The sequence below is a fragment of the Phenylobacterium sp. genome, assembly GCF_013911965.1.
Lineage (GTDB): Bacteria > Pseudomonadota > Alphaproteobacteria > Caulobacterales > Caulobacteraceae > Phenylobacterium.
The window spans coordinates 330,126-353,381 of sequence record NZ_JACESE010000001.1 but is presented as its reverse complement, the minus strand read 5'-3'; the positions used below and the strand labels follow the sequence as shown (position 1 = coordinate 353,381).

The window sequence follows — 23,256 nt, the reverse complement described above, 5'->3', positions numbered from 1 at the left end:
CCCGCGCCCCTGGCCCGTCAGGCCTTCGCGCCCCCCGCCGACGACTTCCCGACGACCGACTTCTCGCCCGAGAGCGAGCGGCCGCCGCTGGAGGCCGAGGACTTCGAGGCCGCCGACGGCTTCGGCGCGCCCCCTGCCGCCGAGCGCAGCCGGCCGGCGCCCGAACTGCCGGAGGATCCGTTCGCCGGCGAGGTGCTCGACCCGCCGCGCCGGGCCATCGCCGAGACCTTCCAGGCGCCGCGCATGACCGCCGCGCCGCCCGCCGCCGAGCTGGACGAGGCGGACTACGGCTTCGACGACGATCCGGAGTCGGACTTCATCGAGCCCGCCCCCGCGGCTGCGCCCGCCAGGCCCGCCTCGACGCGCGATGTGATCGCCCAGGCCCGCGCCGCGGCCCGCGCCAACCAGAACGCCGGCGAAGGCAAGGGCAAGAAGTCCAAGCTGAAGAAGCCGGAGCAGCCGAAGGACGGCGGCTCGCTGTTCAGCGGCTTTTCCATGCGGCCGAAGAAGCGCGCCGGCTCCACCCTGCAGACGGCCCTGCTGCTCTCGGGCGGCGCGGCCTTCCTGGGCATGGCGGCTGGCGGCATGATGCTGATCAGCGGCGAGCCGGCCGGCGAACTGCCGGCGCGGGTGGCCGATGCGGTCAGCGCCGCGCGGGACGGCGATGTCGAGGTCGCCGCCGTGGAGGGCGAAGCCTCCGCCCCGCGGGCGGCCCTGGCCATCGCGCCCGAGCCCCTGACGGGCGAGGCCGCGGGCGCGGAGATCCGCGAGGACCTGCCGGGCCTCTACGCCCAGGCCGTGCGCGGCGTCGAAGACGGGACCGACGGCGCGCTGGACGAGCTGAAGAAGGTGGCCAATCTCGGCTACGCTCCGGCCCAGTTCTACCTCGCCAAGCTCTACGAACAGGGCGGCGAGGGCGTCGAGAAGGATCTGGCCGAAGCCCGCCGCTGGACCGAGCGCGCCGCCCAAGGCGGCGACCGCAAGGCCATGCACAATCTCGCCCTCTACTATTTCGAAGGCGTGGGCGGGACGAAGAACTCCACGACGGCCGCCCAGTGGTTCCGCCGCGCAGCCGATCTCGGCCTGGTCGACAGCCAGTACAATCTCGGCCGCCTCTACGAGGAAGGCTTCGGCGTCAGCCAGAACGCCGCCGAGGCCTACAAGTGGTTCCTGATCGCCGGCAAGGCGGGCGACAAGGACGCTGCGGCGAGCGCCGAACGGGTCAAGGACGACCTCTCGCCGGCCGCGCAGGCGGTCGCCGAACGCGCCGCGGCGGCCTTCAAGGCCACGGCGCCCAGCGCGCCGGCGGCGGCCGCCCAGGTCGGCGCCTCTCCCGACGCCGTGCGCACGGCGCAACGGGCTCTTTCCCGCCTCGGCTACTATCAGGGCCCCTCGGACGGCGCGGCTTCGCCGGCCCTGCGGCTTGCAGTCGCCGCCTACCAGCGCGATCAAGGCATGGCCGCCACTGGCACGCTCGACCCGACGACGGTTTCCAAGCTCTCCGTCTTCACCCGTTGAGCCGCCGGACCGGCGGGTCCTGGGGCGCATCGCGCCTGAACTGACGAGTGAGGCGCGCAAGGCGTGGACATCTACCTGCCCATAGCCGAGGTCTCGGTGAACGCCGGGCTTCTCGTGCTCCTGGGCGCGGTGGTGGGCTTCATCTCCGGCCTGTTCGGCATCGGCGGCGGCTTCCTGATGACGCCGATCCTGCTGTGGATGGGCATTCCCCCCGTCGTGGCCGTGGCCAGCGAGGCCAATCACGTGGCCGCCTCCTCAGCCTCCAGCGTCATCTCCTACAGCCGCAGGCGGGCGGTCGACTTCCGCATGGGCGGCGTGCTGGCGGCCGGCGGCGCCGTGGGCGCGCTGGTGGGCGTGGAGATCTTCCGCTGGCTGCGCCTGCTCGGCCAGGCCGACCTCGTCGTCTCGCTGTCCTACCTCATCTTCCTGGGGGCCATCGGCGGCCTGATGCTGGTGGAGTCCCTGGGGGCGGTCCTGCGCCACAGGCGCGGCCAGGCGCCGGCGAAGAAGCGCGACCGCCGGCCCGTCTGGCTCTACGGCCTGCCGCTCAAGGTGCGCTTTCCGCGCTCGCGCCTGTACATCTCGGTGATCCCGCCGGTGGTCCTTGGCGTGTTCGTGGGCGTGCTCTCGGCCATCATGGGCGTCGGCGGCGGCTTCATCCTGGTGCCGGCCATGGTCTATATCCTGCGCATGCCCGCCAGCGTGGTCGTCGGCACCAGCCTCTTCCAGATCATCATCACCACCTCGCTGGCCAGCATCCTGCAGGCCGGGCGGAACCAGTCGGTGGACATCGTTCTCGCCACTCTGCTGCTGATCGGCGGCGTGCTGGGCGCGCAGCTTGGGGCGCGGGCCTCGTCCCGCTTCCGCGCCGAGGAGTTGCGGGCGGTCCTGGGCCTCATCGTGCTGATCATGGGGCTGCAGATGGGGCTCGAACTCTTCATCACGCCGGAGGACCCCTTCGTCCTGGTCGGGGGGAGCGAGTGATGGCCGTCCCCGCCCTGCCGCCGCCTCAGATCGAACAGCCCGAGCCCGGCCCGCGCGTCGCCGCCGCCCTGACCGAGGCCAACATCCGTGTCACCTCGGAGTTCGCCGGGGCCAAGATCGTGCTCTACGGGGCGGTCTTCGATCCCCAGACGCGGCCCGCCGACGTCGTGGTGATCGTCCGCGGCCCCGACCAGCCGATCCGGATCGCGCGCAAGACCCGGGTGGCGGGCCTCTGGATCAATTCCCGTCCTGTGGTCTTCGAGGGCGCGCCGGGCTTCTACATGGCCGCCTCTTCCCGGCCCCTGACTGAGATCGCCAGCTTCTCGACCCTGCGCCGGCTGGGCGCCGGCATCGACCACCTGCCGATGAACGCGCCCGACGAGGAGCGGATCGAGACCCGATACGGCGTGCGCGACGTCGTCGTCAGCCGCCTGGGCGCCGATTATCTCGACTGGCGCCGCGCGGTCATCCGGCTGAAGGAGGATGCGGGGCTCTACGCCACCGACCAGGACGGCGTGCGCTTCGTCGATCGCGGCCTGTTCCGCGCCGAGATCGACCTGCCGACCTCGGCGCCCATCGGCCAGTATCAGACCGAGATCATCCTCTTCCAGGACGGGGAGCCGGTCTCACGGCGGGCTCGGACCATCACGGTGGAGAAGGCGGGGCTGGAGCGCTGGCTCTTCCTCTTCGCCAACAACCGGCCCTGGCTCTACGGCATCGTCTCGGTGCTGATCGCGCTGGGGTCCGGCTGGCTGGCTTCGGTGGTCTTCCGCCGGCGTTAAGGCGGCCACGCCACCGCCGCTGAGTTCAATCCCGATCAGTCTGGCGTCAGCGACCGCCACCCGACCGCATGGACCTTGTCCCGGCCCAGCGCCCCGGCCAGCGGGGTCCGCGCGAACAGCCCCGAAAAGGCCGCATCCCGCAGGTTCAGCCCGCCGGCATAGGCGCCGAAGGCCGGCAGGATCATCCGCTCTCCATCGGTGGCGAAGCAGCGGCGGCGCACCGTGCCGCGGCCGGAGGTGACGCGGGCGCAGGGATGCAGGTGGCCCGACAGTTCGCCGAACTGCGGCCCCGGCTCGGGCTCGTGGCGCAGGGTGAGGGGCCCGAGGGTCAAGGTGTCGGCCACTTCGCCGGGCAGCCGCCGAGGGCCGTCGGCGTCGTGGTTGCCCACCAGCCAGATGAGAGTCCGGCCGCGGGCGAGGGCCGCCAGGCGTTCGGCGTCCTCGGCCGCCAGCCGATCCTCCGCCCGCCGGTCGTGGAAGCTGTCGCCCAGGAAGATGACCGTCCGCGGCGAAAGGGCGGCCACCTCCGCCTCCAGCCGGTCCAGGGTGTCGCGCGTGTCGTAGGGCGGCAGGAACTGGCCGCGGGCGGCGTAGGCCGAGCCCTTTTCGAAGTGCAGGTCGGCGACGATCAGGGCCGAATGGGCCACCTCCAGCAGGGCGCCGGAACGCCGCATCAGCACCTCGGCCCCGGCCAGAGCCAGGGCGATGCCGCCGCAGGGGCTCTGGGCGAAGGCGTAGCGGTCGGAGGCGGGGCGTGCGGCGAGGGCGGTCACGAGATGGCTTCGGCGATCAGGTCTTCGGCGGCTTCGGCCAGGATCAACTCGCCGGCCGCGCCTGGGACGCGCTCCTTGCCGATCTCCAGCAGCATGGGGACCGAGAAGGGCGACAGGTGGTCGAGGGCGGCGTGGCGAATCCGGCCACGGATGCGGGCCAGCATATGGCCCACGCGCGCCACGTCGATGAGTCCCGTGGCCGCATCCTCCCGCGCGCAGCGCAGCAGCAGGTGGTCCGGTTCGTGCCGGCGCAGCACGTCATAGACGAGGTCGGCGGAGAAGGTGATCTGGCGGCCGCTCTTCTCCGCGCCGGGGAAGCGCCGCTCGATCAGGCCGGCGAGGATCGCGCAGCCCTTGAAGGACCGCTTCATCATGAAGCTCTCGGCCAGCCAGTCCTCCAGATCGTCGCCCAGCATGTCTTCGGCGAACAGGGCGTCGAGGTCGAGCCCGTCCATCGGGTTCAGCGACCAGATGGCGAGGGCGTAGTCGTTGCAGACGAAGCCGAGCGGCGCGGCGCCGATCCGCTCCAGCCGCCGCGTCAGCAGCATGGCCAGCGTGGTGTGGGCCAGCCGTCCTTCGAAGGCGTAGGCGACCATGAAGTGGCGCTTCCCCCGCGGGAAGGTCTCCACCAGCATCTCGTCCTCGGCCGGGATGATCGATCGGTCGCGCTGGATCTCGAGCCACTCGCGCACGTCGGCGGGCAGGACCGACCAATGGCTCTGGTCGAACATCAGCTCGCGCACGCGCTTGGCCAGGAAGGTGGACAGGGCGAACTTCGAGCCGCCCCAGGAGGGCATCTTGGGGTCGGTGGCCGGCGCCGGGCTGACCAGGACGTCGAGCGCCGTCACTCCCATCAGCCGCCAGACCTGGCCGGCGAAGACGAAGGTGTCGCCGGGATCGAGCGCCTCCAGATAGCCTTCCTCCACCTCGCCGATCTTGCGGCCCGCCCGGCCGCCGCGGCCGGCGATACGCACGCTCAGCATGGCGGGCGAGAGGATGGCCCCCACGTTCAGCCGGTGGCGCAGCTTGGCGTCGGCGTTGCGGGCGGTCCAGCGGCCGTCCTGGCCCTTCACGATCCGACGGAAGCGGTCGTAGTTGCGCAGCGCATAGCCGCCGGTGGAGACGAAATCGACCACCTGCTCGAAGTCCTCCCACGGCAGGTCCCGATAGGGGCCGGCGGTGCGGATTTCCTCATAGAGGTCCAGGGCGTCGAAGGGTTCGGAACAGGCGCAGCCCATGACGTGCTGGGCGAGCACGTCCAGCGCGCCCACGCGCGGCGGATCGCCGTCGAAGCGGTTCTCGGCGATGGCCTCGCGGGCGGCCTGGCACTCCAGCATCTCGAAGCGGTTGGCCGGCACGAAAAGGGCGCGGCTGGGCTCATCCATCCGGTGGTTGGCCCGGCCGATCCGCTGGACCATGCGAGAAGCGCCCTTGGGTGAGGCGAGCTGGATGACCAGGTCCACGTCGCCCCAGTCGATGCCGAGGTCGAGGGTGGAGGTGCAGACCACCGCCCGCAGCTCCCCGCGGGCCATGGCGGCCTCCACCTTGCGCCGTTGCTCGGCGGCCAGGGAACCGTGATGCAGGGCGATGGGCAGGTCGTCCTCGTTCAGCTTCCAAAGCTCCTGGAAGGCGAACTCCGCCTGGAAGCGGGTGTTGACGAAGACCAGCGCCGTCTTCGCCGTCTTGATGGCCGCATAGACGTCGGCCATGGCGTGCTGGGCGGTGTGGCCGGCCCAGGGCACCCGGCCTTCCGAGAGCAGGAGATCGACGATGGGCGCCGCGCCGCCCGGACCGGTGACGAGATCCACCGCCGTCTCGGGCGTCTCGCCGCCCCGGCTCATCCAGCGGCGGATCACGTCGGGATCGTCCACCGTGGCCGACAGGCCCACCCGCCGCAGGTCGGGGCTGAAGGTCTGCAGGCGGGCGAGGTCCAGGGCCAGCAGGTCGCCCCGCTTGGTCGAATGCAGGGTGTGGATCTCGTCCAGGATGATGCAGGACAGGTGCTCGAAATAGGCCCGCGCGCCCTCCCAGGCGCAGAAGAGGGCGAGCTGCTCGGGCGTGGTCAGCAGGACGTCCGGCGGCTTGACCCGCTGGCGCTGACGGCGCGAGACGCCGGTGTCGCCGGTGCGCGACTCCGCCACGATGGGCAGCCCCATCTCGCGGATCGGCGTGGCCAGGTTGCGCTCCACGTCCACGGCCAGCGCCTTCAGCGGCGAGATGTAGAGGGTGTGGACGCCGCGCGGGCTGTTGGCCGGCGGGCGGGTGGCGAGGTCGATGAGGCTCGGCAGGAAGCCCGCCAGGGTCTTGCCCCCGCCGGTGGGGGCGATCAGCAGGGCGTCGCGGCCGGCCCGCGCCCGCTCCACCATCGCCAGCTGATGCGGACGCGGCGCCCAACCCCGCCCGGCGAACCAGTCGGAAAACTGCGCAGGCAGCAGGTCGGCGGGCAGGGCGGCGTCTTCGGCCATCGTCATCGCCTATATCATGTTCCCGTTCCGTTTCACGGCAAATCCGGCTAGGAGTCTCCGCCGTGAACGCCCCTGCGCCCGCCCTGGATCTCGCCCCCGCCCTTGTGGTCCTGCCCGGCCCGCGCGCCGCCGCGGCCGACGGCGAACGGGCCGAGGCCCTGCGGGCGCCCGATGCGCGCGATCTCTTCGAGCGCGGGCCGGTTCTGCTGGCCCATGCTTCCATGACGGCGCGCAGGCTGGGGCTCCATCCGCCGCCGCGCAGTCCCCGCACCTCCGACGCTCTGGAGCTCTTCGCCTTCGTGCGGCCGGCGCGGTTCTGCGCGCCGTCGGCGGCGGGGCTCGCCCAGACGCTCGGCCTGCCCGAGCCGAAGGGAGCTGCGGCCCAGGCCAGCGCGCTGCGTCAGGCCTGCCTGCTGCTGCTCGACGAACTGGCCCGCCATCCCGAACCCAGTCGCGAGGAAGCCCTGGCCCAGGCCGAGACCCTGGCCCGCGCCGGCTGGGCCTGGGGTCCGGCGGTGATCGGCGCCCTGCGCTCGGGGCCCGTGGGCAACGCCTTCCGCGGATCGGGCCTCGACGTCTGGACGCGCATTCCGGAGTGGGAGGATCAGGCGCCGGCCGGCGAGGCCGGATCGAAGCCCGTCGAAGGCGCCGAGGCCGCCAGCCGGCTGGCCGAGCTGCTGCATCGCGCCGGCCTCGACGAGGCGCGGCCGGCCCAGGCGGAGTTCGCCGCCGAAGCGGCCTACGCCTTCCAGCCGCGCGACCGCGAGGGCGAACCGCGCATGATGCTGGCCGAAGCCGGCACGGGCGTCGGCAAGACCATGGGCTATCTGGCGCCGGCCTCGCTGTGGGCCGAGGCCAACGGGCCGGCGGTCTGGGTCTCCACCTACACACGCGCCCTGCAGCGACAGATCGAACGGGAGAGCCACGCCCTCTTTCCCGACCCCAAGGTCCGCGCCCGCAAGGCCGTGGTCCGCAAGGGCCGCGAGAACTATCTCTGCCTGCTGAACTTCCAGGACGCGGCCAACGCCGCCCAGCTCGGCAATGGCGACCTGGTGGGCCTGGCGCTGGCCGCCCGCTGGGCGCGGGCGACGCGGGACGGCGACATGACGGGCGGCGACTTCCCCGCTTGGCTGCCGACCCTGTTCGGCGTGCCGACGCCCATGCAGGCCTCGGCCGCCAACCTCGTCGACCGGCGCGGCGAGTGCGTCCATGCCGGCTGCCAGCACTACCGCACCTGTTTCGTGGAGAAGGCGATCCGAGGGTCGCGCAAGGCCGACCTGGTCATCGCCAACCACGCGCTCGTCCTGACCCAGGCGGCCTTCGACGGCGCCCGGGCCGCCCGGGGGTCCAAGGCCGACACCGAGACGGCGCACCTGAAGCGGCTGGTCTTCGACGAGGGCCACCACCTGTTCGAGGCCGCCGACAGCGCGTTTTCCGCCGCGCTCTCGGGCGCCGAGGCCGCGGAGCTGCGCCGCTGGCTTCGCGGGCCGGAGGGCCGCGGCCGCCGCGGGCGGGGGCTGGAGGCCCGCCTCTCCGACGTCCTGGGCGATGCGGAGGAGGCCAGGCGCGCCCTGTCGGACGCCTTGCACGCCGCCGCCGCCCTGCCGGGAGAGGGGTGGTCCGGCCGCATCGCCCCGCCCAATGGCGAGGTGAACCCCATCGGCGCCATCGAGGCCTTCCTGGTGGCGGTGATGGAGCAGCTTCGCGCCCGCGCCGCGCCCTCGGACGTGGGCATGGAGTGCGCCGCCCGGCCGGCGCTCGATCTCGTCCGCGACACCGCCCGGGAGGCGGCCGCGGCGCTGGCCCGCATCGAGGCGCCGCTGCTGGCTCTGGCCCGTCACCTGGAAGACCTGCTGGACGACGAGGCCGCCGCGCTTGGGCCCAGCGAACGGGCCAGGATCGAGGGCGCCCTGCGCGGCCTCGATCGGCGGGCGCGCATGACCCTGCCGGCCTGGCGCTCCATGCTGCGGGCCATCGACGAGGACGCCGAGGACGATCCGGACTTCGTCGACTGGTTCGACGCGACTTTCCTCTATGGCCGGGTGGTCGACGCCGCCTGCCGCCGCCACTGGGTCGATCCCACCGAGCCCCTGACCAACGCGGTCATCGCGCCCGCCCACGGCGTGCTGGTGACCAGCGCCACCCTGGCTGACCCGGCGCTGGACGATCCCTTCGCGCTCGCCGAGATGCGCACGGGCGCGGCGCGCCTGCCCGACCGGCCCAAGACGCTGAAGCTCGCCTCGCCCTTCGACTACGCCGCCAACGCCCGGGCCATCGTCGTCACCGATGTGGGCCGCGAAGATCCGCGCCAGGTGGCCGCGGCCATGCGCGAGCTCTTCCTGGCGGCCGGCGGCGGGGGCCTGGGCCTCTTCACCGCCATCCGGCGCCTGCGCGCGGTGCACGAACGCATCGCAGCCCCCCTGGCCGACAAGGGCCTGGCCCTCTACGCCCAGCACGTCGATCCGCTGGAGGTCGGCGCGCTCGTGGACATCTTCCGGGCCGAGGAGGATTCCTGCCTGCTCGGCACCGACGCCGTCCGCGATGGCGTGGACGTGCCGGGCCGGTCCCTGCGCCTGCTGGTCTTCGACCGCGTGCCGTGGCCAAGGCCCGACATCCTGCACAAGGCCAGGCGCGCCCGCTTCGGCGGCAAGGGCTATGACGACGCCGTCGCCCGCGGCCGCATCGCCCAGGCCTTCGGCCGCCTGATCCGCCGCGCCGACGACAGGGGCGTCTTCGTCATGCTGGACGCGGCCGCTCCGACCCGCCTCTTCTCCAGCCTCCCGCCCGGCGTGGAGCTGCAGCGCATGGGCCTGGTGGAGGCCATCGAGGCGACGGCTGAGTTTTTGAAGCCGGAGTGAGGGGCGGCGGGACGGCCGACAACCCCCTCAGTCGCCTTCGGCGACAGCTCCCCCTGGAAGGGGGAGCATCTTTCCCGCCAGGCCTGCCGCAGCCCCGGCGCAGATCCTCCCCCTTCTACAGGGGGAGGTGGCCCGAAGGGCCGGAGGGGGCCTGCGGCCTCCGCGCCTCAACCCTCGCCCAAGGCTTCGGCCAGCCGGTCCAGGATGCTGGTCCAGCCCGCCTTCGTCCGTTCGGCGAAATCCGCCGGCACCTCGCCGTGGCGCAGGCTCACGCGGGCGCCTTCGCCCCGGTCGCTGACCTCCACCGTCACCGGCGTGGCGTCGGCCAGGTCTTCGCGGGTGGAGAACTCGAAGATCAGGGTGACCGGGCGCTCGATCTTCAGGTAGCGGCCATAGTGCTCGGCGTCGCCGCCCTCGCGGCGCTCCACGAAAAGGAAGCGGCCGCCCTCCTTGGGATCGATGGCCGCGGTCATCAGCCGCCCGTCTGGCGTGGCGAACAGCCACTGCGCCGCGCTCTTCAGGTCAAGCCAGGCGTCGAACACCTGCGCCTGAGCGGACCGGAAATCCCGCTCGACCCGCACCGTCGTCGTTTCGGCCATGGTCGCCTCCTTTGGCCTGGCAGCATGGGCCTGAGGCGGGGGCGGGCTCAAGGGGCGGCGTTGACGGGCGCCGCGTCCGACGCCTCGCAGTTCGCGTCCGGCGCCTCAGCCTTCTCGAGAGCGCGGACCAGCGCCTCGCGCATGGCGACCTCTGCAGCTTCGGCATCGGTGAGCCAGAAGAAGCCTTTGGCGTAGGGTTTGAGCGTCTTCAGATCGTGCACGGAAACGATCAAGGAGCGGGACTGAGCGACGGAATCAACCAGGCTGCGGCTCTGCGGCTCGGCGCGTCCGAACGGAACGGCGCCCAAGATCGCGACGGGCTTCCCCGGCTCATCGTCGGACGCCATCAACTGGGCGAAGAGCTTCCACTCAACGGCGACCGGCTCCGCGCGATCGGTGGATGCGATCACGACGGCGCGTTGGCCGACCACATCCTCCACCTTGACCATCGAGCCGGCGATAAGGTTGGAGAAGGAGCCGAGCCGCCGCGCCTCGATATCCTCGACGGTTCGAACGACCTGCACGCTGGCATAACCGAAGGACTGCTTCGGATCAGGTCGAGGCGCCCAGAACACGCTGGCGGTCCGCGCGCCGTCGTCGGCGATCTTGACCATGGCGCCCACCTTGTCGGCGAGATCGGTCTCAACCTCGGCCACGCACTGGAACTCGGCCGCCGCAGCCCTGGTCGCAAAGACCGAGAGCACCACAGCAAAAAGACTCCGATACAGCATGCCGACTTCTCCATTCCGTGTCGTAGGACCAGCCTACACGGAATGGTGGCGTGCAAAGCCGTCTAAGCCGTCGATTTCGAAAACAGCTGGATCACCAGCACGCCGGCGATGATCAGCGCGATGCCGATCAGCCCGGCCGGGTCGATCCGCTGGCGGAAGATGACCCAGGCGATGGCGGTGATCAGCACGATGCCGACGCCCGACCAGATGGCGTAGGCCAGGCCCACGGGCACGGTGCGGATCGCCTGGGACATGCACCAGAAGGCGATGGAATAGCCGACCGCCGTGACGATCGAGGGCAGGGTGTTGCGGAAGCCGTCCGAGGCCTTCAGCGCCGAGGTGGCGATCACCTCGGCGACGATGGCGATGGAGAGCCAGGCCATGCCGCCCATCAGCCGCCCCGCTTGCGGCCGAAGTCGGGCTCGGCGCTTTCCTGGCCGGCGGCGATGACGCCGCGACGGATCTCCCGCGTGCGGCTGAACAGGTCGTAGAGCTTGTCGCCCTCGCCCCAGCGGATGGCCCGCGACAGGGCCTGCAGGTCCTCGGTGAAGCGGCCCAGGATCTCCAGCACCGCGTCCTTGTTGGTCAGGAAGATGTCGCGCCACATGGTGGGGTCCGACGCGGCGATGCGGGTGAAGTCGCGGAAGCCGCCGGCGGAGTACTTCATCACCTCGGCCCGGGTGACCTCCTCCATGTCGGCGGCGGTGCCGACGATGTTGTAGGCGATCAGGTGGGGCAGGTGGCTGGTGACGGCCAGCACCAGGTCGTGGTGCTTCTCGTCCATGCGCTCGACCTCGGCGCCGAGCGCGGTCCAGAAGTCGGCCAGGCGCTGAACGGCCTCGAGATAGGCGTCGTCTTCCCGCGCCTGGGGCGTGAGGATCACCCAGCGGCGGTGGAAGAGTTCGGCGAAGCCGGCGTCCGGGCCCGACTGCTCGGTGCCGGCGATCGGGTGGCCGGGCACGACGAAGACGCTGTCCGGGACGGCCTCGGTCAGGGCTTCGGCCACGGCCGCCTTGACCGAGCCGACGTCGGTGACGATGGCGCCGGGCTTCAGGGCCGTGGCGCAGGCCCGCGCGGCCTCGCCGATGGCGCGCACAGGCGTGGCGAAGACGACGAGATCGGCGCCCGTGACCGCCTGGGCGGCCGTCTCCGACACCTCGTCGGCCAGGCCCAGCTCGGCGATCCGCGCCCGGGCCTCCGGGCTCGCGTCATAGATGGCGATCTGGCGCGCCGCGCCGGTCGCCCGCGCGCCATGGGCGATGGAGGAGCCGATCAGGCCGCAGCCGATGATGGCCAGGCGTTCGAAGAGGGGCAGGTCGGCGGCCATGGCTCAGGACGCCATGAAGTCGGAAAGGGCGTCCACGACGGCGCGGTTGTGCTCTTCCAGGCCGATGGTGAAGCGCAGGTGGTGCGGCAGGCCGTAGCCGCCGACTCCGCGGACGATCAGGCCGCGGCTGGCCAGGAAGGCCTCGGCCGCCTTGGCGGTCTTCTCGCCGCTCTGCGGGAAGCCGACGAGGACGAAGTTGGTGGCGCTCGGCACGGGCGAGAGGCCAAGCCCCCCCATCTGCTGCGACAGCCAGGGGCGCCAGCGGCCGACCAGCTCCAGGGATGCGCGCTGGAAGTCCTTGTCGGCCAGCGCCTCGATGGCGGCCATCTGGCCCGGGATGGTGGTGTTGAAGGGCTGGCGGATTCGGTCCATGGCCGAGATCATCTCCGCCGGGCCATAGGACCAGCCGACGCGCAGGGTCGCCAGGCCGTGCAGCTTGGAGAAGGTGCGGGTGACGACGACGTTGGTCGCGGTGCGGGCCAGATCGAGACCGTCCTCGAACTTCGGATCGTCGGCGAACTCGGCATAGGCGCCGTCCAGCACCAGCACGACGCTGGCGGGCAGGGCGGCGTGCAGGCGGCGCACCTCCGGGCCGTTGATCCAGGTGCCGGTGGGATTGCCCGGATTGGCGATGAAGACCAGGCGTGTGCGCTCGTCGACCAGCTTCAGCAGCTCGTCGACGTCGACGCGGTAGTCGGGTTCGGGCGCGCTGCGCACCTCCGCCTGACAGGCGCGGGCGGAGATGGCGTAGGCGCCGAAGGCGAACTCGCCCTGCACGATGTTGTCGCCGGGCTCCAGATAGGTCTGGCAGAGGATCTGGAAGATCTCGTCCGAGCCGCAGCCGAACAGCAGGCGATCCGGCTCCAGCCGGAACTCCGCGGCGATGGCTTCGCGCAGCTTGGTCGCGCGGCTGTCGGGATAGACGTGCAGCTGGTCGATGGCCGCGGCATAGGCGGCCTTGGCCCGGGGACTGCAGCCCAGGATGTTCTCGTTGGCCGAGAGCTTCAGCGGATGCTCGATCCCCTCGACCTTGGACTTGCCGGGCGTATAGGCGGCGATGTCGAGGATGCCGGGTTTGGGGATCGGCCGATCGGCGGCGGCGCGATCGGGAGCGGAAGCGTCGGACATGGAACCCAGGGGTGGCCGGAGGGGCGGAACGGCCCGGTCTTACACGTCGAAGGGCTCCGGCGCAGCCCCGATGACGCCCGACAGGCGCCCCGGCGCGCGGGCCAGGCGTTCGTCCTGCGGCTGATAATAGCCGGCGAGGGTGAAGAGCTTCAGGCCGCCGGCCTCGGCCAGCAGTTCGGCGGCCACGCCGTCACGGCTCAGCGTCTCGGCGATCCTGGCCGCGGGGCCGGGCGCGTCGGTGACCCAGAGCGTCACGTCGGCCCCCGTCGGCTCGACCTCCACCTCGGCGATGGCCAGGGCGGAGGGCGGGCCCCAGGCGTTGAGGCAGGGCAGGACCGCGAAGACCTTCAGGCTCGGCTCGGCCAGCAGGCGGCCCCACCAGGCGCTGTCGGGCGAGAGCGCCAGCACGCCCACCCCGCCCTTCACCTTGGCGGCGGCCACGGCCTCCTCCGGCCTGGCGGTCATGCGCAGACGCGGGGCCGCGCCGAAGCGCAGGCGGGCGAGCTCCACGGCGCGCGCCGGCTGCACGCCGCCCCAGACGGCCAGGTTGAACGGACCCTGCAGGGCAAGGCTCTCGGCCATCAGCTCGCGCCAGACGCGGATGACCAGCGCGTCGGTCGCGCCCTGGCGGGGCATGGCCAGCAGGCGGCGCAGGACCTGGGTCTCACGCCCGGGGCGCAGGCCGAAACGGTCGGATTCGCCGGCCGCGGCCTTGGCGGCGGCGACCTGCTTGGCCAGGGCGGCGCGCTCGTCCAGAAGCGCGAGCAGGTCGGCGTCGATCGCGTCGATGCGCGTGCGCACCGCCTGAAGCGATGCGGACGGGTTCGCGGCATTCTTCGCGTCGGCCATTTCTTCCCCCGAATACGAGGCCTGCGACCTAGGTCATTGCGCGCGGCCGCGCAATAGGGCCCTTCGCTGCATAAAAGTTGCAGTCGCAACCATCTGGCGGGCGATCAGTAGACCCGCGGCGCCGGACCGATGGCGACGGGGCCCAGGGTGGTGCGGCCGGCCTGGAAGGTGATGGTCGCCTGGGCGGTTTCGTCGGCCCCCTCTCGGGCGGCGGCCACCGCCGCGGCGGTCTCGGCCGTCTCCTCGGGCAGGACGCCGCCTTCGCCCATGGCCTCCAGCGCGCGCGGCGCCTGCCGAAGCGTCGTCTCCAGCGCGCCCACCAGCCGGCCGTCGTCGCCGACGCTCAGCACGCCCGAGCGTACGCCGATCACGGCCTCGCCCGCCGTCAGACCCGCCTGCTGCACCTGCATCGTCCCGCCGGCGTCGGCCCAGGCCCGCGCGGCCGAGGGCCAGTCGGCGCCGCGCAGGGCGCTGGCCTTGGTCAGGATGGAGTCCCACTTCAGCGCGATCTCGCCATCCTCGGCGATGTTGGCGAAGAGGCCGGAGAAGCGCGCCTGGCCTTCCTTGACCTCCACGAAGAAGCCCGCCTGATCCTCCGGCGCCGGACGCAGGTGGATCTCCGCCAGCTTGGCCGCCGACAGGCTGAAGGGCTGGGCCCCGGCGCCGGGCGTGAAGGTGAGGTCGGCGCACTGGAAGTCGAAGCGCGGGATCGCCTCGTCCAGGCCCGCCAGGCTGGCGCGCAGCACCCGGCCCTTCACCTCCACCGGTCCGGCCACCGGACGCGTGAAGGTCAGGCCCTCGGGGGCGGCGAAGATCCAGTTGCCCAGGCCGTGGATATAGGCCTCCGACTCCAGCCGCGGGGCGGCGAGCGCCCAGCCGGACGGTTCGCGGATGCGCGGTTCGGTCAGGGTGACGTTCAGGCGGAAGGGAAAGCCGCCGATGCTGCGTTCGCTCCAGGACACCTCATAGCCCGCCGCACGAAGGGCCTCCGCCGTCTCGTCCATACGGTCGGCGGTCTGGATGCGCAGCCAGAACCAGAAGCCGGTCCAGGCGACCATGGCCACCAGCAGCAGGATGAAGGGGATGAACAGGCCGGCGCGGCTGTGTTTGCGGACGGGTTCGGTATCGGGCACAGACATCGGAATCTATTTGGGGTGTCTTCGGGTCGGGTGGATGTCGGACGGCGTAGAGCGCTGGGTGTTCGGTTACGGGTCGCTGATGTGGCGTCCGGGGTTTTCGTTCGTCGAGCGGACGGCGGCCACCCTACACGGACGCCGCCGGGCCTTCTGCATCTATTCGGTCCACCACCGCGGCACCTATGAACGCCCGGGCCTCGTGCTCGGCCTCGCCCCGGGCGGCGCGGTGCGCGGCATGGCCTACCGCGTGGCCGAGGCCGACTGGCCGGCCGTCTACGATTACCTGCGCGAACGCGAACAGCCGACGGAGACCTATGTGGAGGCCCGCCGCTTCGTCCGGCTGGCGACCGGCCGCCGCGTGGAATGCCTCGTCTTCCTCTCCGATGCGGAGCGCCCGCAGTGGGCTGGGGCGCTGAGCCTCGAGCGACAGGCGGATCTGATCACCGGCGCGGTCGGGCTCTCCGGCCCGAACGAGGACTACCTCCGCGACCTCGTCGCCCACCTGCGGCAGGAGGGCATCGTCGACCGGTCGATGGAGCGGCTGCTGGCGCTGGTGGAGGGGCGGCTGGGCGCCTAGAGGTCCAGCAGCCGGTTCGAGGCCGTCTCGATGCGCTCTTCCAGGATGCGCATGAATTCCGCACGTTTCAGGCCGGGCGGGATGGGTTCGAGATATTCGAAGACGATCAGGCCGGGCTTTCGCAGGAAGCCGTGCCTGGGCCAGTGCACGCCGGAATTGGTGGCCACCGGATGCACCGGCAGGTCCAGTTCGCGATAGAGGGCGGCGATGCCGGGCTTGTAGTCGCCGGCCACGCCCGGCTCGCCGCGGGTGCCCTCGGGGAAGATGATCAGCTGGCGGTCGTGGGCGAAGCGGTCCTTGGCGTCGCGCACCAGCTTCTTCAGCGCCGCGGCATGACCCTCGCGGTCGACGACGATCATGCGGGCCTTCTGGGCGTACCATCCGAAGAAGGGAATCCACATCAGCTCCTTCTTCAGCACGAAGCAGGCGTCGGGCAGCCAGGTGAACTGGGCGAAGACGTCGAACATGCACTGGTGTTTCGGCGCCACCAGGGCCGCGCCCGTGGGGATGTGCTCGCGGCCGCGCACCTCGACGCGGATGCCGGCGATCCGCAGCAGGGCGATGACGCCGCCGGCCCAGAAATCGAGGGCCTTCAACACCCAGATGCGCGGGCCCAGCAGCAGGGGCGTGATGCTGATCGCCACCACGGCCGACCAGACATAGAAGAGCGCCACGAAGAGAAGGGATCGCAGGGCGGTCACGGCGGGCCTTTCCTAAAGGATTCGAACCCCTTGGTTCGGGCGCCGGCGCGCAAAGATCAACCGGCCGGTTGCGCCGCCGGGGCCTCGTCCTCGTCCTGCGGTCCCAGGCCGAGCACCGTCTCGCGGCCCAGGATCGCCAGGTACTTCAGGTATTCCATGGTCATCAGCCGCGCCCCGGCCGAGGTGCGCCACCAGTCGCGCGCCTGGAACTGCGGCGTGGGCACCGGATAGGCCTGGAGTTCGGCGTCCGGCAGGGTCGCGCCCAGCTCCAGCATGGCGCGCGGCATGTGGTAGTCGGCGGTGACGATGATCAGGCTGTCGAAGCCCCGGGCGGCGGCCCATTCGGCCGTCTCGCGGGCGTTGCCGCGGGTGTTGGCCGCCTCGAAGCCGAGATCCACGCAGCAGTCGTAGAGCCGGCGCACGGCTTTGGAGACGTCGCGGATGTCCTCGCGGCTGGCCTCGCGATTGACGCCGGAGACCAGCATGCGCTCGGCCTTGCCCGCCTCGAGCAGGCGCATGGCCGCGGCGATCCGTTCGTTGGAGCCGACGCCCGTCAGGGCGACCACGCCATCGGCCGGCGCCGGATCGGGCGCCGGGGTGGAGCGCTCCACGCGGGAGGCGAAGGCGAGCAGTCCCGCCGCCCAGATCAGGGCGGCGACAACGAGGACGGCCAGGGTTCTCATGCGGCGGCGTTCAACGGCGGAAGTTCAGGACAGCTCGCGGATCAGGCTCGTGGCGGTCAGCCGCGCGGCTGCCGCGGCCACCAGAGCTGCGGCCAGGGGGCACGGTAGAACAGCCAGCAGATCCGTCCAAGCCACCGGCAGCACAGGCGTCAAACCGTCGCCCCCGCCGGCCAGGCGCAGGCCCGCGCCAAGGACGGCCGCCGCGCTCGCCCCGATGGCGCCGGCCAGGGCGGCGATGCGTGCGAAGCGGGCCTGGAAGAGGCGGGCGATGAACACGTCCTCGGCGCCGGCCAGGTGCAGCACCTCGACCACCTCGCGCCGGGCCGCCAGCCCTGCGCGGGTCGCGAAGGCGATGACGGCGGCGGCGGCGGCGGCGATCAGCAGGAAGACGCCCAGGCCGATCCAGCGGGCGATGGCCGCTCCGCGCTGGATGTCCTCCAGCCAGGTGGAATGGTCGTCGACCACGGCGTCCAGGCCCCGCGCGCGCAGGGCGCGCTCCAGAGCCTCGGCGTTCGCCGGCGCCTCGCGCTCCAGGGTGACGGCGACCAGGCGCGGAACCGGCAGGTCGGCGAGGTCGGCGGCGTCGCCCAGCCATGGCGCGATCAGGGCCTCGGCCTTCTCCCGCTCCAGGGCGCGGGCCTCGGCCACGCCCTCCACCCCGGCCAGGGTCTCGGCGGCGCGGGCGGCGGCGGAATCGGGAGTCTCGGTCGCCTTGGGCCGGACGATGACCGTCATCTCGCCGGTGAGCTGGCGCGACCAGCCCGCCGCGGCCCGGTCGGAGGCGAGCACGCCCAGCGCCGTGAGGCAGGCGAGGAAGCAGAGCACCGCCACCACGAAGACCAGCGAGGAGTCGCGGCTGTCGCTCGCCGGCAGAAAGGGCGCCGGACGCCAGCGGGCCGGATCGAAGACGCCGTTCATGCGCGGCCCGCCGGGCTCAAGGGGCCCATGTGGACCAGCCGGCCGTCCTCCAGGTGGATGATGGGCTTGCCGGAGCGGGCGACCAGGTCCTGGTCGTGGGTGGCGATCAGCACGGTGGTGCCCAGGCGGTTCAGCTCCAGGAAAAGGCGCAGGATTCGCAGGCCCATCTCGTGGTCGACGTTTCCCGTCGGCTCGTCGGCCAGCAGGATGTCGGGCCGCCCCACCACGGCGCGCGCGATGGCCAGGCGCTGTTTCTCCCCGCCGGCCAGGGTCGGCGGATAGGCGTGCATGCGTTCGCGCAGGCCGACCCAGGCCATCAGTTCGGCGATGTCCTGCCGGTAGGAGTCCGGCTTGTGGCCGGCGATGCGCAGGGGCACGGCGACATTGTCGAAGGCGCTCAGGTGGTCGAGGAGGCGGAACTCCTGATAGACCACCCCGATGCGGCGGCGCAGGAAGGGGCGGATGTCGTCGGGCGCCTGCTCCACATCCTGGCCGAACAGGTGCAGGAGTCCCTTGGAGGGACGGGCGGCCAGATAGATCAGCTTGAGCAGCGAGGTCTTGCCCGCCCCGGACGCGCCGGTGACGAAATGGAAAGACCCTTGAGGCAAGGAAAAGGTGAGGTCCTTGAGCGTTTCCGGCGCGCGTCCGTAACGCATCGAGACGTCGTCGAAGCGAACCACGGCGTCATCGGCGTCGAGCGCCTCGTCGGCGTACGGGTTTCTGGACATGGAGACCGGAATCGGCGACCTCGAAAAGGTGTGCTGGAGGGTCCGATTCGGCGGCCATGATACTGACCTGTCCAGAATGCTCCACCAGCTATTTCGTGGACGACGCCAAGATTCCCGAGGACGGGCGCGTCGTGAAGTGCGTGAGCTGCGGCCATCGCTGGACCGCGCGCCGCGAGGTCGAGCTGGAGCTCACCGCGCCGGCGCCCCAGGCCGAGCCTCCCGTCGCCGATAGCGCCCCCGCCGCCGCCGATCAAGCCGCGCCCGAGCCGGAAGCGGAGTCTGCGGCCCGCGAGGGCCTCGCCCTGCCCAAGGCCTTCCGCGCCAAGGCGCACGACAGCCGCCGCATGCGCGAAGCCGCCACGACCGGCGTCGTCTGGGCCGGCATGGCCGCGGCGCTGGCGGTGATGATCGCCGTCGCCGTCGTCTTCCGGGTGGACGTGGTGCGCCTGTGGCCGAGCACGGCGGGGGCCTTCGCCGGGGTCGGCCTGCCGGTCAACAGCGTGGGCCTGGCCATCGAGGGCGTCGAGTTCGAGCCGGCCCTGCAGGACGGCCACGCGGCCCTGTCGGTCTCGGGCATGATCCGCAACATCGAGGACCGCACCATCACCGCCCCGCCGCTGCAGATCCGCCTGCTGAACAAGGCCGGCCAGCCGGTGGCCACAAAGATCGCGCGGCCCGCCGATCCGGAGATTCCGCCGGGCGAGACGCGGCATTTCGCCCTGGCCCTCATCGATCCGCCGGGCTCGGCGGCCGAGCTCGAGGTCACTTTCGCCCAGGTCAAGGCCCCGGCCGAACCGAAGCATCCCGAGACGCTGGACCTGCGCGGCGCGGCCGAGGCCAGCGCGCCGGCGCACGCAGAAGAGGCGGCGCATGCGCCGGCCGATCATGCCGCCGCCGCCGCGCACGGCCCGGCGATCCAGGACGCCAAGCCGCTGCCGATGGACGACCACGGCGACGAACATCATGACTGACCAGCCGACCGAGGTGCTGCTGCCCGAGGCCGAGGTCGCCGCCCGCGTCGAGAAGCTGGCCGGCGAGATCGCCCCGCGGATCGACGACGACACCGTGGTCATCTGTCTGCTGACCGGCGGCCTGTGGTTCTACGCCGACCTGACCCGGGCCCTGGCCCGCGCGGGCCGGCATGTGCGCTTCGACGCCCTGTGGCTCGCCTCCTATGGCGACGAGCGGGCGAGCCTGGGGCGGTGCGAGGTCCGCGCCGATCTCCAGCGGCCGCTCTCCGGCCGCCGGGCGCTGATCGTCGACGACGTGATCGACACCGGCCTGTCGCTCAGCGAGGCGGCCCGCCTGGTGCGGGATTCGGGCGCGGCCGAGGTCCTGACCTGCGTCTTCGCCGCCAAGCCCTGGCCCACGGCCCGCGCCATCGAGCCGGACTTCGTCGCCTGGCAGGCGCCGCCCCGCTTCCTGGTCGGCTACGGCATGGACGCCGCCGGCCAGCTCCGCGGCCTGCCCTATGTCGGGGCGATGGACTGATCGGGCCCTAGAGCCAGGGCGCCTCGGCCTCCCGCGCCAACATCTCCTCATAGGTCGGACGGGGGCGCACGATGGCGAACTGGTCGCCCTTGACCATGACTTCCGGGACCAGCAGCCGGCTGTTGTACTCGCTGGCCATGGACGCGCCATAGGCGCCGGCGCTCATGAAGGCCACAAGGTCGCCGGCCTCGAAGGGCGGCAGGGCGCGGTCGCGGGTGAAGGTGTCGCCGGTCTCGCACACCGGTCCGACCACGTCATAGGGGCGGGCCTCGCCCTCGCGCGGCCGGACGGCGCGGATGTCGTGATAGGCGTCATACATGGCCGGGCGCAGCAGGTCGTTCATGGCCGCATCGAGCACCAGGAAGAGTCGGCCTTCCGGGCGCTGGTGGACATGCACCACCTCGGCCAGGAGCACCCCGGCGTTGGCCGCGATCACCCGGCCGGGCTCGAAGGCGAGCTGGACGTCCAGCCCCTGCGTCGCCTGCGCCACGACCTGCGCATAGTCGCCCGGCGAGGGCGGCTCCGGCTGGTTGAAATAGGGCACGCCCAGGCCGCCCCCCAGGTCCAGCCGCTCGACGTGCAGGCCCTCGCCGCGCAGGCGGCGCACCAGGCCCGCCATCTTCTCGAAGGCCTCGGCCATGGGCGCAAGGTCGGTGATCTGGCTGCCGATGTGGCAGGCCACGCCCACGGGCTTCAGCCAGGCGCTGTTCGACGCCATGGCGTAGAGCCGCTCGGCCTCGGCGAAGGAGACGCCGAACTTGTTCTCCGACTTGCCCGTGGCGATCTTGGCGTGACCGCCGGCCGCCACGTCCGGATTGACCCGGAAGGCGATGGTCGCGCGCTTGCCCAGGCGTTCGGCGACCCTGGCGACAGCGGCCATTTCCGGCTCGGACTCGACATTGATCTCGCAGACGCCGGCCTCGAGCGCGAAGGCGATCTCGGCGGCGGTCTTGCCGACCCCCGAGAAGACGATCTTTTCCGGCGGCACCCCGGCGGCCAGGGCGCGGCGGATCTCGCCTTCGGAAACAGTGTCGGCGCCCGCGCCCTGACGGGCCAGAGTCCTGAGGACGGCGAGATTGGAATTGGCCTTGACCGCGAACGCGATCAGCGGATCGACCACGCCGGCGGCGACCAGCGCCTCGCGCAGCACCGTGTAGTGCCGCTCGAGGGTGGCGGTGGAATAGACATAGACCGGGGTCCCGACGGCCTGCGCGATCTCCGCCAGCGGCACGTCCTCGCAGAAGAGCTCGCCCCCCCGCAGCTCGAAATGGTTCATCGCGGATTGGCGTAGGGGTCGGGGAGGGCGCCTTGCGGGCCGGAGGCGGTGGGGTTCGAACCCGTGCCCTCGATGGGCAGGGTCCGCGGCGGCGCCGGATTGGTCGCGCGCACGCGGGGGTCGACCGTGTCCACCGGCTTGTTGGCGGTGGGGCGAGGACCCACGACGCGGCCCGTGGCGGGGTCGCCCCAGATCGGCGGCGGACGTTCCAGCGCGCCGGCCTTGCCGCAGCCCGCCAGGGCCAGGGCGCCCAGCAGGGCGAGGGAGAGGGGGGCCTTGGCGTTCATTTCAGCACGTCCTTCCAACGGGCGATCTGGCTGCGGACCTGATCGGGCGCCGTGCCGCCATAGCTCTTGCGGCTGGCGGCCGAGGCCGCGGGGGTCAGCACCTCATAAACGCCTTCGCCGATGCGCGGGTCCAGCGCCTTCATCTCGTCGAGCGACAGGTCGGCCAGGTCACAGCCCAGCTGCTCGGCCCGCTTCACCGCCGCGCCGGTCACGTGGTGGGCGTCGCGGAACGGCATGTCGAGGGTCCTGACCAGCCAGTCGGCGAGGTCGGTGGCCGTGGAGAAGCCGGCGCCGGCGGCCGCGGCCATGCGCCCGGCGTTGGCCGACAGATCGCCGATCATGCCGGTCATGGCGCCGATGGAGAGGTCCAGCACGTCGAAGGCCTCGAAGGTGGGGACCTTGTCCTCCTGCATGTCCTTCGAATAGGCGAGCGGCAGGCCCTTCATGACGACGGCGAGCTGGGTGAAGGCGGCCAGCATCCGCCCCGCCTTGGCCCGCACCAGTTCGGCCGCGTCCGGATTCTTCTTCTGCGGCATGATGGACGAGCCGGTGGTGAAGGCGTCCGACAGGCGGATGAAGCCGAACTGCGGCGTCATCCAGACCACGATCTCCTCGGCCAGGCGCGAGAGATGCGTGGCGCAGATGGCCCCGGCCGCCAGGGCCTCCAGGGCGAAATCGCGCGAGGAGACGCTGTCCAGCGAATTGGCGGTCGGGCGGTCGAAGCCCAGGGCGCTCGCCGTCGCATGGCGGTCGATGGGGAAGGGGGAGCCGGCCAGCGCCGCCGCGCCCAGCGGACACTCGTTCATGCGCGCGCGCGCGTCGGCGAAGCGGCCGGCGTCGCGGCCGAACATCTCCACATAGGCCATCAGGTGGTGGCCGAAGGTGACGGGCTGGGCCGGCTGCAGATGGGTGAAGCCCGGCATCAAGGTCTCGGCGTGCGCCTCGGCCTGGGCCAGCAGGGAGCGCTGCAGGGCCTGAAGCTGGCCGACCGTGCGGTCGCAGGCCTCGCGCACCCACATGCGGAAGTCGAGCGCCACCTGGTCGTTGCGCGACCGCGCCGTGTGCAGCCGTCCGGCCGCCGGTCCGATCAGTTCGCGCAGTCGGGCCTCCACGTTCATGTGGATGTCTTCGAACTCGTCGCGGAAGGGGAAGGTCCCCTCGGCGATCTCGGCTTCGATGCGCGACAGGCCGTCCTGGATCGCCGCTTCGTCGGCGGCCGACACGATGCCCTGCGCCGCCAGCATGGCCGCATGCGCGCGGGAGCCTGCGAGGTCCTGCGCCGCCAGCCGCTTGTCGAAGCCGATCGAGACGTTGATCGCCTGCATCATTTCGGCCGGCTTGGCCGAGAATCGGCCGCCCCACATGGCCTGGCCCCCGGAGGGACCCTGATCACCCCCCTGGCCAGAGGACCCGGACGTCGCCATATGGTCTGGCGTTTGCGAAGC

The 23,256-nt window shown here is 71.9% G+C and carries 23 protein-coding genes; 7 read left to right on the top strand and 16 right to left on the bottom strand.

The genetic code is table 11. The annotated features are described in order from the left end of the window. The 3 genes from H2041_RS01735 to H2041_RS01725 form a co-directional block, all read left to right on the top strand. Positions 1–1,518: SEL1-like repeat protein (locus H2041_RS01735; protein WP_293408772.1), on the top strand; the 1,518-nt coding region annotated here is incomplete at its 5' end. A 63-nt stretch (positions 1,519–1,581) separates the two neighbouring features. After that, positions 1,582–2,502, top strand: coding sequence for a sulfite exporter TauE/SafE family protein (locus H2041_RS01730; protein ID WP_293408770.1), 921 nt, complete (start codon positions 1,582–1,584; stop codon positions 2,500–2,502). Further along, complete coding sequence (locus tag H2041_RS01725; protein ID WP_293408768.1) at positions 2,502–3,284, top strand: TIGR02186 family protein; 783 nt, start codon at positions 2,502–2,504, stop codon at positions 3,282–3,284. Before H2041_RS01730 ends, H2041_RS01725 begins: the two co-directional genes overlap by 1 nt. 35 nt (positions 3,285–3,319) lie before the next feature. Here the strand turns inward: H2041_RS01725 and pdeM are convergent, their stop codons facing one another. Together pdeM and H2041_RS01715 are read right to left on the bottom strand one after the other, a co-directional pair. Continuing rightward, a complete protein-coding gene (gene pdeM / locus H2041_RS01720) occupies positions 3,320–4,057 on the bottom strand; it encodes a ligase-associated DNA damage response endonuclease PdeM (protein ID WP_293408765.1) in 738 nt (245 codons plus the stop codon). After that, the gene (locus tag H2041_RS01715) at positions 4,054–6,522 is read right to left on the bottom strand and encodes a ligase-associated DNA damage response DEXH box helicase (protein WP_293408794.1); all 2,469 of its coding nucleotides are present in this window, start codon (positions 6,520–6,522) and stop codon (positions 4,054–4,056) included. The genes pdeM and H2041_RS01715 overlap by 4 nt, the downstream gene beginning before the upstream one ends. Before the next feature lie 62 nt (positions 6,523–6,584). Between H2041_RS01715 and H2041_RS01710 the strand changes: the two genes are divergently transcribed. Beyond that, on the top strand, positions 6,585–9,380 hold the full coding sequence (locus H2041_RS01710) for an ATP-dependent DNA helicase (protein WP_293408763.1): 2,796 nt from the start codon (positions 6,585–6,587) through the stop codon (positions 9,378–9,380). 167 nt (positions 9,381–9,547) lie between these two features. Here H2041_RS01710 and H2041_RS01705 read toward each other — a convergent pair whose 3' ends face one another. From H2041_RS01705 to H2041_RS01675, 7 genes are all read right to left on the bottom strand, one after another. Next, positions 9,548–9,979 carry an SRPBCC domain-containing protein gene (locus H2041_RS01705; RefSeq protein WP_293408760.1) on the bottom strand — a complete coding sequence of 144 codons (432 nt, stop codon included), beginning with the start codon at positions 9,977–9,979 and terminating at the stop codon, positions 9,548–9,550. A gap of 47 nt (positions 9,980–10,026) precedes the next feature. Next, positions 10,027–10,710 (bottom strand): hypothetical protein, encoded by a 684-nt coding sequence (locus H2041_RS01700; RefSeq protein WP_293408758.1) that lies wholly within the window; start codon positions 10,708–10,710, stop codon positions 10,027–10,029. A gap of 62 nt (positions 10,711–10,772) precedes the next feature. After that, positions 10,773–11,102, bottom strand: a complete 330-nt coding sequence (locus tag H2041_RS01695) for a multidrug efflux SMR transporter (protein WP_293408756.1) — start codon at positions 11,100–11,102, stop codon at positions 10,773–10,775. Next, on the bottom strand, positions 11,102–12,037 hold the full coding sequence (locus tag H2041_RS01690; protein ID WP_293408754.1) for a prephenate/arogenate dehydrogenase family protein: 936 nt from the start codon (positions 12,035–12,037) through the stop codon (positions 11,102–11,104). Before H2041_RS01690 ends, H2041_RS01695 begins: the two co-directional genes overlap by 1 nt. A 3-nt stretch (positions 12,038–12,040) precedes the next feature. Then, positions 12,041–13,165 (bottom strand): histidinol-phosphate transaminase, encoded by a 1,125-nt coding sequence (gene hisC, locus H2041_RS01685; RefSeq protein WP_293408752.1) that lies wholly within the window; start codon positions 13,163–13,165, stop codon positions 12,041–12,043. A gap of 39 nt (positions 13,166–13,204) precedes the next feature. Further along, on the bottom strand, positions 13,205–14,014 hold the full coding sequence (locus H2041_RS01680) for a chorismate mutase (RefSeq protein ID WP_293408750.1): 810 nt from the start codon (positions 14,012–14,014) through the stop codon (positions 13,205–13,207). Positions 14,015–14,118: 104 nt separating this feature from the next. Next, positions 14,119–15,153 (bottom strand): DUF2125 domain-containing protein, encoded by a 1,035-nt coding sequence (locus H2041_RS01675; RefSeq protein WP_293408748.1) that lies wholly within the window; start codon positions 15,151–15,153, stop codon positions 14,119–14,121. 34 nt (positions 15,154–15,187) lie between these two features. On the opposite strand from H2041_RS01675, the gene H2041_RS01670 reads away from it, so the two are divergent. Beyond that, complete coding sequence (locus H2041_RS01670; protein ID WP_293408746.1) at positions 15,188–15,727, top strand: gamma-glutamylcyclotransferase; 540 nt, start codon at positions 15,188–15,190, stop codon at positions 15,725–15,727. On the opposite strand, the gene H2041_RS01665 is transcribed toward H2041_RS01670, so the two are convergent. Genes H2041_RS01665 through ftsE form a run of 4 tightly spaced genes read right to left on the bottom strand, consistent with a single transcriptional unit; the run spans position 15,724 to position 18,757 of the window. Further along, positions 15,724–16,428, bottom strand: a complete 705-nt coding sequence (locus H2041_RS01665; protein WP_293408744.1) for a 1-acyl-sn-glycerol-3-phosphate acyltransferase — start codon at positions 16,426–16,428, stop codon at positions 15,724–15,726. The genes H2041_RS01670 and H2041_RS01665 overlap by 4 nt on opposite strands. Before the next feature lie 56 nt (positions 16,429–16,484). Then, positions 16,485–17,111 carry a YdcF family protein gene (locus tag H2041_RS01660; protein ID WP_293408741.1) on the bottom strand — a complete coding sequence of 209 codons (627 nt, stop codon included), beginning with the start codon at positions 17,109–17,111 and terminating at the stop codon, positions 16,485–16,487. A 24-nt stretch (positions 17,112–17,135) separates the two neighbouring features. Further along, a complete protein-coding gene (locus H2041_RS01655) occupies positions 17,136–18,029 on the bottom strand; it encodes an ABC transporter permease (RefSeq protein ID WP_293408739.1) in 894 nt (297 codons plus the stop codon). Continuing rightward, positions 18,026–18,757: a cell division ATP-binding protein FtsE gene (ftsE, locus tag H2041_RS01650; protein ID WP_293408737.1), complete on the bottom strand. Its 732-nt coding sequence runs from the start codon at positions 18,755–18,757 to the stop codon at positions 18,026–18,028. Before ftsE ends, H2041_RS01655 begins: the two co-directional genes overlap by 4 nt. 56 nt (positions 18,758–18,813) lie before the next feature. Between ftsE and H2041_RS01645 the strand changes: the two genes are divergently transcribed. Together H2041_RS01645 and H2041_RS01640 are read left to right on the top strand one after the other, a co-directional pair. Then, complete coding sequence (locus tag H2041_RS01645) at positions 18,814–19,728, top strand: DUF3426 domain-containing protein (protein WP_293408735.1); 915 nt, start codon at positions 18,814–18,816, stop codon at positions 19,726–19,728. Next, entirely contained in the window at positions 19,721–20,248 is a 528-nt protein-coding gene (locus H2041_RS01640; protein WP_293408733.1) for a phosphoribosyltransferase, read from the top strand. The genes H2041_RS01645 and H2041_RS01640 overlap by 8 nt, the downstream gene beginning before the upstream one ends. Before the next feature lie 7 nt (positions 20,249–20,255). On the opposite strand, the gene lysA is transcribed toward H2041_RS01640, so the two are convergent. The 3 genes from lysA to argH are packed head-to-tail and all read right to left on the bottom strand — an operon-like array spanning position 20,256 to position 23,235. Then, positions 20,256–21,524 (bottom strand): diaminopimelate decarboxylase, encoded by a 1,269-nt coding sequence (lysA, locus tag H2041_RS01635; RefSeq protein ID WP_293408731.1) that lies wholly within the window; start codon positions 21,522–21,524, stop codon positions 20,256–20,258. After that, on the bottom strand, positions 21,521–21,811 hold the full coding sequence (locus H2041_RS01630; RefSeq protein WP_293408729.1) for a hypothetical protein: 291 nt from the start codon (positions 21,809–21,811) through the stop codon (positions 21,521–21,523). Before H2041_RS01630 ends, lysA begins: the two co-directional genes overlap by 4 nt. Further along, positions 21,808–23,235, bottom strand: a complete 1,428-nt coding sequence (gene argH, locus H2041_RS01625) for an argininosuccinate lyase (RefSeq protein WP_293408792.1) — start codon at positions 23,233–23,235, stop codon at positions 21,808–21,810. The genes H2041_RS01630 and argH overlap by 4 nt, the downstream gene beginning before the upstream one ends. Positions 23,236–23,256: the final 21 nt, after the last annotated feature.

Bases quoted from the DNA above. Each gene is read 5' to 3' on its own strand.
- argH (WP_293408792.1), bottom strand. From the start codon at position 23,235: ATGGCGACGTCCGGGTCCTCTGGCCAGGGGGGTGATCAGGGTCCCTCC.
- lysA (WP_293408731.1), bottom strand. From the start codon at position 21,524: ATGAACCATTTCGAGCTGCGGGGGGGCGAGCTCTTCTGCGAGGACGTG.
- H2041_RS01680 (WP_293408750.1), bottom strand. From the start codon at position 14,014: ATGGCCGACGCGAAGAATGCCGCGAACCCGTCCGCATCGCTTCAGGCG.
- H2041_RS01705 (WP_293408760.1), bottom strand. From the start codon at position 9,979: ATGGCCGAAACGACGACGGTGCGGGTCGAGCGGGATTTCCGGTCCGCT.
- H2041_RS01660 (WP_293408741.1), bottom strand. From the start codon at position 17,111: ATGAGAACCCTGGCCGTCCTCGTTGTCGCCGCCCTGATCTGGGCGGCG.
- H2041_RS01695 (WP_293408756.1), bottom strand. From the start codon at position 11,102: ATGGGCGGCATGGCCTGGCTCTCCATCGCCATCGTCGCCGAGGTGATC.
- H2041_RS01655 (WP_293408739.1), bottom strand. From the start codon at position 18,029: ATGAACGGCGTCTTCGATCCGGCCCGCTGGCGTCCGGCGCCCTTTCTG.
- ftsE (WP_293408737.1), bottom strand. From the start codon at position 18,757: ATGTCCAGAAACCCGTACGCCGACGAGGCGCTCGACGCCGATGACGCC.
- H2041_RS01715 (WP_293408794.1), bottom strand. From the start codon at position 6,522: ATGGCCGAAGACGCCGCCCTGCCCGCCGACCTGCTGCCTGCGCAGTTT.
- H2041_RS01645 (WP_293408735.1), top strand. From the start codon at position 18,814: ATGATACTGACCTGTCCAGAATGCTCCACCAGCTATTTCGTGGACGAC.
- H2041_RS01700 (WP_293408758.1), bottom strand. From the start codon at position 10,710: ATGCTGTATCGGAGTCTTTTTGCTGTGGTGCTCTCGGTCTTTGCGACC.
- H2041_RS01690 (WP_293408754.1), bottom strand. From the start codon at position 12,037: ATGGCCGCCGACCTGCCCCTCTTCGAACGCCTGGCCATCATCGGCTGC.
- H2041_RS01675 (WP_293408748.1), bottom strand. From the start codon at position 15,153: ATGTCTGTGCCCGATACCGAACCCGTCCGCAAACACAGCCGCGCCGGC.
- H2041_RS01725 (WP_293408768.1), top strand. From the start codon at position 2,502: ATGGCCGTCCCCGCCCTGCCGCCGCCTCAGATCGAACAGCCCGAGCCC.
- H2041_RS01670 (WP_293408746.1), top strand. From the start codon at position 15,188: ATGTCGGACGGCGTAGAGCGCTGGGTGTTCGGTTACGGGTCGCTGATG.
- hisC (WP_293408752.1), bottom strand. From the start codon at position 13,165: ATGTCCGACGCTTCCGCTCCCGATCGCGCCGCCGCCGATCGGCCGATC.
- H2041_RS01640 (WP_293408733.1), top strand. From the start codon at position 19,721: ATGACTGACCAGCCGACCGAGGTGCTGCTGCCCGAGGCCGAGGTCGCC.
- H2041_RS01630 (WP_293408729.1), bottom strand. From the start codon at position 21,811: ATGAACGCCAAGGCCCCCCTCTCCCTCGCCCTGCTGGGCGCCCTGGCC.